This window comes from Wolbachia endosymbiont of Drosophila barbarae (assembly GCF_044752445.1).
In the GTDB taxonomy this organism is placed as follows: Bacteria; Pseudomonadota; Alphaproteobacteria; order Rickettsiales; family Anaplasmataceae; genus Wolbachia; species Wolbachia pipientis.
The window spans coordinates 1-7,403 of sequence record NZ_JBIXJM010000123.1 but is presented as its reverse complement, the minus strand read 5'-3'; the positions used below and the strand labels follow the sequence as shown (position 1 = coordinate 7,403).

General features: G+C 35.6%; 5 protein-coding genes and 1 pseudogene. 1 reads left to right on the top strand and 5 read right to left on the bottom strand.

Annotated elements, in window-relative coordinates; translation table 11 throughout:
* Both ACIPNH_RS01760 and ACIPNH_RS01755 read right to left on the bottom strand, forming a co-directional pair.
* Nucleotides 1-1,161 (bottom strand): annotated as a pseudogene (locus ACIPNH_RS01760) (tetratricopeptide repeat protein); the annotation flags it as partial.
* A 297-nt stretch (nt 1,162-1,458) separates the two neighbouring features.
* A complete protein-coding gene (locus tag ACIPNH_RS01755) occupies nt 1,459-1,905 on the bottom strand; it encodes a hypothetical protein (RefSeq protein ID WP_400771335.1) in 447 nt (148 codons plus the stop codon).
* A 237-nt stretch (nt 1,906-2,142) separates the two neighbouring features.
* Between ACIPNH_RS01755 and secA the strand changes: the two genes are divergently transcribed.
* Nucleotides 2,143-4,803 (top strand): preprotein translocase subunit SecA, encoded by a 2,661-nt coding sequence (gene secA, locus ACIPNH_RS01750; protein WP_400771332.1) that lies wholly within the window; start codon nt 2,143-2,145, stop codon nt 4,801-4,803.
* A gap of 3 nt (nt 4,804-4,806) precedes the next feature.
* Here secA and ACIPNH_RS01745 read toward each other — a convergent pair whose 3' ends face one another.
* From ACIPNH_RS01745 to ACIPNH_RS01735, 3 genes are all read right to left on the bottom strand, one after another.
* Nucleotides 4,807-5,736, bottom strand: coding sequence for an ankyrin repeat domain-containing protein (locus tag ACIPNH_RS01745; RefSeq protein ID WP_174516903.1), 930 nt, complete (start codon nt 5,734-5,736; stop codon nt 4,807-4,809).
* Nucleotides 5,737-6,072: 336 nt separating this feature from the next.
* Entirely contained in the window at nt 6,073-6,714 is a 642-nt protein-coding gene (fsa, locus tag ACIPNH_RS01740; RefSeq protein WP_007552982.1) for a fructose-6-phosphate aldolase, read from the bottom strand.
* Nucleotides 6,715-6,753: 39 nt separating this feature from the next.
* Nucleotides 6,754-7,095 carry a hypothetical protein gene (locus ACIPNH_RS01735; RefSeq protein ID WP_400771329.1) on the bottom strand — a complete coding sequence of 114 codons (342 nt, stop codon included), beginning with the start codon at nt 7,093-7,095 and terminating at the stop codon, nt 6,754-6,756.
* Between the last annotated feature and the right edge of the window lie 308 nt (nt 7,096-7,403).

Sequence of the window (7,403 nt, the reverse complement as noted above, 5' to 3'; positions counted from 1 at the left end):
CTTTAGCCTTATAACTTCTTGAACCAAGCTGTGTATTAACATACTATGATCTTTTTTGGTAGTTAACATGGAGTAACTTATTAATATTCCAAACGCTTCATGGAAAGTTTCTAAGGAAGGATTATTTTCTTGATTATCAGCAAAGATTTCTAGTAAAGATTGAGGAATAGGACTACCATCTAAGTAAGCACAAGCAGTAAGCCAGTTAGCTGCCAATAAGGATTCTTTTTTTATTGCTTCTACTGTGATGTCCCATGTAACATACACTATTGCTGCAGTCTCTCTATTAGCGTCGGCTGGAAATGTTTCAAGCAATGTTTCATCAGATAATAAAGCTCGTTTTCTATCGTTATATAATTTCAAATAGTCTGAAATATTTATACCTGTTTTCTTTATATAAGCGCTTGCTTGGGCTAAAGCTAAAGGTAAATGACCTAATGTCTTTGCTAATGCATCCACTTGAATTATATCTAGCTTTGTTCCTTCCACTTCTAGTATCTTACAAATGTAGCTCCTTGATTCTCCAGGTTCAAAAACATCAACAGAAATAGTGTTCTGTGGTTGTGGCCAGCCAAATGTATAACGAGAAGTTAATAATATCTTTCCTCCTTCTATAGGAAGTAAATCTGCTATATCTTTGTAGTTAGGAGCGTTATCGCATATCAGTAGCCACCCAGCACGTTCAGGGTGTTCTAGCCAATACTTAACATGCTTGGCGTGATCTTCTTCACGAACGTTTTCTCTGTAACCATGAATAACGTTTAGTCCACGTCCTAACTTGATGTACTCGTTAATTAAAGTATTTCTATCTCGTGTATCAAGCCAAATTATCCATCTATATTTTTGGAGCTTACTCCAAATAAATTCTAATGCTAATTGTGTTTTACCTATTCCACCTATTCCATGACAAGCAACTAGTGTTGCTGTATCATTAGCTTTCAGGCATTCTTCTATTTTATCTAGCAGCGCTTCTCTGCCGACAAAGTTATAATTTCGAAGAGGGACTTGCCAAAATTCAGGTAGATCTTCCTTAAGTTTGAGACTATAAAGATGTTCTATGGCTTCCTTAAGATAATTGTCTTTTCTTGTTAGATAAGAAACTTCGCTACCCTGTTGTTCCCACCATTTTTCTACCTTCCCGCGTGCAAAGTCAAAAACCATGTCAATGTTTTTCTTGCCTGATATTTTGTATATACTCCCTATTTCTTTCTTAATAATATCATCTAATTTTGAATGATTAGGTTGATTAACTACAAACCTTATTCTAAGTAAAAAATCTTCTATTTCATCTTCACTGCCGCAACTGAAGTATTTTTTCAGTTCAATATGATTTTTTATTTTGTAGCATGTTCCTCTGTGACCTTCATAAATACTTAAAATGTTATCATCTGTTAACTTTGACTCTTCCAGATACTCCTCTAATGTTTCTACTTTGCCTTGCTTTTCTGTACCTTTTTTTCAGTTCACATTAACATTAGCATGAATGACAAGTGTAATATCACTGTTCTTATACTCAGGGTTTTGCTTAATCTCAGGATGAGATTCAAAATATTTGTTTAACCCGAAATCCTCTTTCTGTCGCTTTCTATTGTTTCCATCAATAAACAAATCTTCAAAAGTAATATTCGCTGATGAACTAGGGTCGTTACGGTGTTTAGCTTGAACCAAGATAATTCTCGATTTGTTCTTCTGATCTTTATACTCAAAAAAAATATCATCAAAGGCTCCAAAACCTTCTATGTTTGATGCTAACCAAAAGTCAATTTTACTACTTAACCCATAAAGTAGATACAGCATTAATAATTTTACTTCATACTTGCAACCATGATCACCTGTTGATGTGCCATCTCTCTTCTTAAATATACGATTACTAAGTATTTCAGACTGTTTATTTTCTACATTCATACCCTACTAAACCTACGAATAACTTCTTTCTATAAAAAATTAAAGTCACCAAGTGCCTAAGATAATGCAACAGATTCTTTAATATTTCAATAACAGTGCCTGCAAGAACAGGGTTGGAAGTGTTCCTTTGTTTATTACCTTAGTATATGAATAAGGATTCCCCGAATCTAATATGTAATTGCTGTAGGCTGCATTTAGTAATATAATCTCATATTAAATAAGACGTTACTTAAGTTTATGCTAGATTCTCCGCTAATTTTGACAGCCATTCTTATATTTTTCATTTTTACGTTGTCATTCTTTTTTATAAGAAAGATACTTGGTTCCACAAACAAGAAGATAATAAAATCCTTTAGGAAAATTGTTCAGCAAATAAATGCATTAGAAACAGAAATGCAGAGTTTATCTGATGAGAAGCTTGCTGGTAAAACTGAAGAATTCAAACAAGAATTGAAAAATGGGAAAACGTTAAATGATCTTCTCGTACCTGCATTTGCAGTTGTGCGTGAAGCCTCTCGAAGGTTTCTTAACATGAGGCACTTTGATGTTCAACTGATTGGTGGAATGGTGCTCCACAATGGTATGATATCAGAAATGAAAACAGGAGAGGGAAAGACACTCGTTGCAACTTTAGCAGCATATCTAAATTCCTTAGAAGGGAAAGGCGTACACGTCGTAACTGTTAATGACTACCTTGCAAAACGAGACACAGAGTGGATGAGCAAATTATATAATTCTCTTGGGGTTTCTGTTGCGTTTATTACGAATAACTTGACAGAAGAAGAGAGGAAAGAGGCTCACAGTGCAGATATCGTGTATTCCACAAATAACGAGCTTGCCTTTGATTACCTGCGAGACAATATGAAATTTTCTCAAGAAGACATGGTTCAGAGAGGCTTTCACTACGGAATAGTTGATGAAGTGGACTCAATACTCATTGATGAAGCTCGCACTCCGCTTATTATTTCTGGCCCGGTTGAGGAAAACAATCAGATATATAAGCATATCAATAAAATAGTAACCAAATTAGTTGACTCTGATTATGAAGTAGATGAAAAAGGTAGAACGGTATTCTTGACTGAAGATGGTATTTCACGAGTGGAGGAACTACTAAGATCATACAATCTCATTCCTGAAAATTCCTCGCTCTATGATACTGACAGCATGATAATGACTCATTATATGGACCAAGCATTACGTGCACATAAGCTGTTCACTGCTGATAAAGATTATATAGTGAAAGATGGAAAGGTAGTGATTATTGATGAATTTACTGGGCGTATGATGGAGGGCAGGAGATATTCCGATGGTCTTCATCATGCACTTGAAGCGAAGGAGAATCTTGAAATTCAGCATGAAAACCAAACTTTAGCATCGGTCACATTTCAGAATTACTTTCGTATGTACAATAAACTTTCCGGAATGACTGGAACAGCAGCAACAGAGGCAGAAGAGTTTCGTGATATATACAGATTAAATGTAGTAAAAATTCCAACCAATGTATCTGTAAAAAGAGTTGATATTGATGATGAAATTTACGGTACAGAAAAGGAAAAATTTAATGCTGTATTGAAGTTTATAGAAGAATGCCACAAACGCCTTCAACCGGTCCTTGTTGGCACGGTGAGCATCGAAAACTCTGAGAAGCTTTCTGCGCTTTTGCAAAGCCATTCTCTTAAGCATTCAGTATTGAATGCTCGTTATCATGAACAAGAGGCGTACATAATAGCGCAAGCTGGGGTGCCAGGTAGTGTCACTATAGCAACTAACATGGCAGGACGTGGAACTGATATTCAGCTTGGTGGAAATGCTGAAATGATCGCAAAGGTGGAGCTAAAGAAGATAAAAAATGCTGATGAAAGAGAAAAAAAATATCAAGAAATAGTTGAAAGAGTAAAAAAAGATAAGGAAATTGCTATAAAAGCTGGTGGTTTATGTGTGGTTGGAACCGAAAGACATGAAAGCAGGAGAATAGATGATCAATTACGTGGCCGTTCTGGCCGTCAGGGTGATCCTGGACTTTCTAAGTTCTTTTTATCGCTCGAAGATGACCTAATGAGAATATTTGGTTCTGATAGAATGAGAAGCTTTTTACAAAAAGTAGGGTTAAAGAATAACGAAGCTATTCATCATCCATGGATCAATAATGCACTTGAGAAAGCGCAAAAGAAAGTTGAAGCTAGAAACTATGACGTGCGGAAATCTCTACTTAAGTTTGATGACGTAATCAATAACCAACGTAAAGTTATTTTTAAGCAGAGAAACAATATCTTAGGCAACGAAATTAATGATTTACTTGAAGTATATAGCGAAGTAAATGAGAGCGTAATAGAAGGTATAGTCCAAAGTGGCTATTATGAGGATTATATTGAAGATATAGTCAAAGAATTCCATACAAGGTATGGAATAACGCTTGATAAAGAAGATTTAGCAAAGTTTTTAAACAAACAAGAAGCTTTGGATTATATAAATGATAAGATACAAGAATTTTTTACTGAGAAAGAAAAATATTTCAACAGTCAGCACACTACAGATTTGTGGAATACGATCGTGAAGCAAATGATGATAATGACACTTGATCATTTATGGAGGGAACACCTTTCAGTTCTAGAGAGCCTAAGACAAAGCATAAGCCTACGTGCCATGGGGCAGAAAGATCCACTGAATGAATTTAAACGCGAAGCTTTCTTGATGTTTGAGTCAATGCTTGAAAAATGGAAGGAACTCACCATTCACCGCCTAGCGCACTTTAAGTTGGCAGATAACCAAGAGATAGGCAATAGGTTACATTCTGCTAGAAATAGCAGACTTCCCAAAGTCTCAAGAAACGACAAGTGCCCTTGTAATTCTGGAAAGAAGTACAAACACTGCCACGGCGCGGTTACTGTGGTGAATTAATAATTATGGTTGTACAGTTTGTTTATTTCCATCAACATTACTGCAGCTAACCTCACTTAGCTTACTGTTTAATGAATGCTCTGATGACTTATATGCAACCCCATAGGAAATTCCACCAACGATCAGTGCAGATGCCACAGTAATTACAACTATTGCTAGTGCAGGTAATGCAGTAGCATAAATGAGTGCTAATGGAGCAACAATGGCAGCTAATATACCTACAGTAATTCCTGCTGTTATAGCTTTAGGTCTATGAATAAATGATGGATCTGCACCATAATTTAGCAGAAGTTTCGCTACTTTTGGATGTTGATAATTTAGTCTTGGATGTTCACCATGAGTGTAATAAACAGCATAATATAAAGGAGTTCTTCCGTCTTTATCTTGTGCATTAACGTCTGCTCCCTCTTCTAGCAAAACTTCTACTACTTGTGTGTATCCATTCTCAGCAGCATAATGTAAAGGACTTCTTCCATATCTGTCCACTACATTAACATCTGCCTCTTTTTTTATAAGATGTTTTACTACTTCTATATGACCACTATAAGCAGCATAATGCAAAGGAGTCCCTTTATCTTCATTTTGTGCATTAACGTCTGCTCCTTCTTCTAGCAAAACTTCTACTACTTGTGCATGCCCATGCTGAGCAGAATAATGTAAGGAGGTTTTTTCCCATTCATCTTGTACATTAACATTAGCTCCGTTTTTTGTTAAGTATCTTACTACTTTTTCATAGCCATTTTCAGCTGCTATAAGTAATAAATTGCACTTGAGCACTATAAACGTGTAATTTATATCAAATTCGTTTTTTTTCCACTCATCATATATAAGTTGATTTTCCTGCTGCAGCTTATCTTTAATTCTATCAATTAAATTTTCCTTACTCAGATCTGGACTACTGTTGACTTCTTGTAGTATTAACCTTAATGTCATTTCCTTCTCCAAGATATAAAATTTTATTATGGCATATGGAGTGGATTATGTCAATGAAAAACTAAGAAACTGGTTCTTCTTTTTTTCTATAGCTTTAGGTTTACCTACAATTTGAAAAACAACAAATTCGTCATTCCGCTACTCGTTAGCGCCTCGGCGGTATGATGTAGGGAAACCTTTCTTGGGTTAGCTATAAAGTTAAAATTCGACCAGGGCAGCCGCAATAAGGTAGCAAACGCCATCATGTCTTTAGGAGAGTTTGCTAATGAAGGCTCTTAAGTTGACGCCATTGCCTGAACAGATACGCCAATTTTTATGTTCATTTGTAACCGTTTATTATTTTACACCCCAGTCTTTTTCAAATATTGCTAGTCCTTGGTCAGTAAGTGGGTGATTAATTAATTGTCTAAGTACTTTTGCTGGCACAGTAATTGAATCAGCACCAAGCCTTGCAGCTTCTATTACATGCGCTGGGCTTCTCACTGATGCAACAAGAACTTTAGTATCAAAACCGTAATTAGAATATATAGTACATATATCTTCTATTAGCGATAAGCCATCATAGCTTATATCATCAAGGCGACCAACAAAGGGGGAAATAAAACAAGCACCGACCTTAGCAGCAAGCAGTGCTTGTCCAGGAGAAAAACATAATGTGATGTTAACAGGTATTTTATGCTCTGTCCATAACTTTTTACAAGAAATTAATCCTTCATGTGTAAGAGGTAATTTGATCACAACATTATCAGCAATTTTTGCTAAATTCAGACCTTCTGTGATCATCTCTTCATGGCTATCTGCAACAACTTCAACACTAACAGGCCCTTTTATAATAGAGCATATTTCACGCACTAAATCCTCGTATTTATCTTTACGCCCGGACTTTGCTATTAAAGAAGGATTAGTTGTTATGCCGTCAATGAACTCCTTTAGTCCTTTAATTTCATTTAAATCAACGCTATCAAGAAAAATTTCCATATTAATCTCCTATAAAAAAAATACCCTTGCAAAATCTTGTCATCCTACCGCTTGACTTACAACCGTATGAACTTCCTGCGTTGTAAACATCAAACAGCCGATAACACAACTGTACAAATATTGAGACATAAGAGTAATTTGTACCAAGAAAAAAGATGTCATCCCAGTGCCCAGACCCCTTAGACAATGTACCATCTTTTGATTTTGTCCATTCTGGGCGGGGTTTTCAAGTTCTTTGATCTTAAATACTACATCTACTTTATCAAGATCAATGTTGACTTCTTTTACTAATGTTCTAATAAGACTACGTTTGGCTTGCCAATCTAGGTTCGATTTAACACTAGAATAAAAGCCCTTTATGCTATTTGTAATAAGATTCATTTTCTGCCGTATTCCCTTTTACCTTTTTCTTCTCTCCTTCAATCTCTTTTAAACGTTACTTCATTTTTTTTATTGCCTGCTTAAAGTCTTCCTTACTTATAGTTAGTGCATACTTTGTTGCCGTAAAAACTTCTGGTACCCAAACAATTGTAATAAGTATACACAATCTTTGTCAACTATTTTCGGCACTGGTATATTGACCTTACCCAGAAAAAGTGGAGAGAAAGAAAGGAGTTTCTTCGGGTAAAATAAAATTTTGGAGGATTAGAAATGGTAAGAGAATATACGGCAGAATTCAAATTGGAAGC

Bases quoted from the DNA above. Each gene is read 5' to 3' on its own strand.
- ACIPNH_RS01755 (WP_400771335.1), bottom strand. From the start codon at position 1,905: ATGAATGTAGAAAATAAACAGTCTGAAATACTTAGTAATCGTATATTT.
- secA (WP_400771332.1), top strand. From the start codon at position 2,143: ATGCTAGATTCTCCGCTAATTTTGACAGCCATTCTTATATTTTTCATT.
- ACIPNH_RS01745 (WP_174516903.1), bottom strand. From the start codon at position 5,736: ATGACATTAAGGTTAATACTACAAGAAGTCAACAGTAGTCCAGATCTG.
- fsa (WP_007552982.1), bottom strand. From the start codon at position 6,714: ATGGAAATTTTTCTTGATAGCGTTGATTTAAATGAAATTAAAGGACTA.
- ACIPNH_RS01735 (WP_400771329.1), bottom strand. From the start codon at position 7,095: ATGAATCTTATTACAAATAGCATAAAGGGCTTTTATTCTAGTGTTAAA.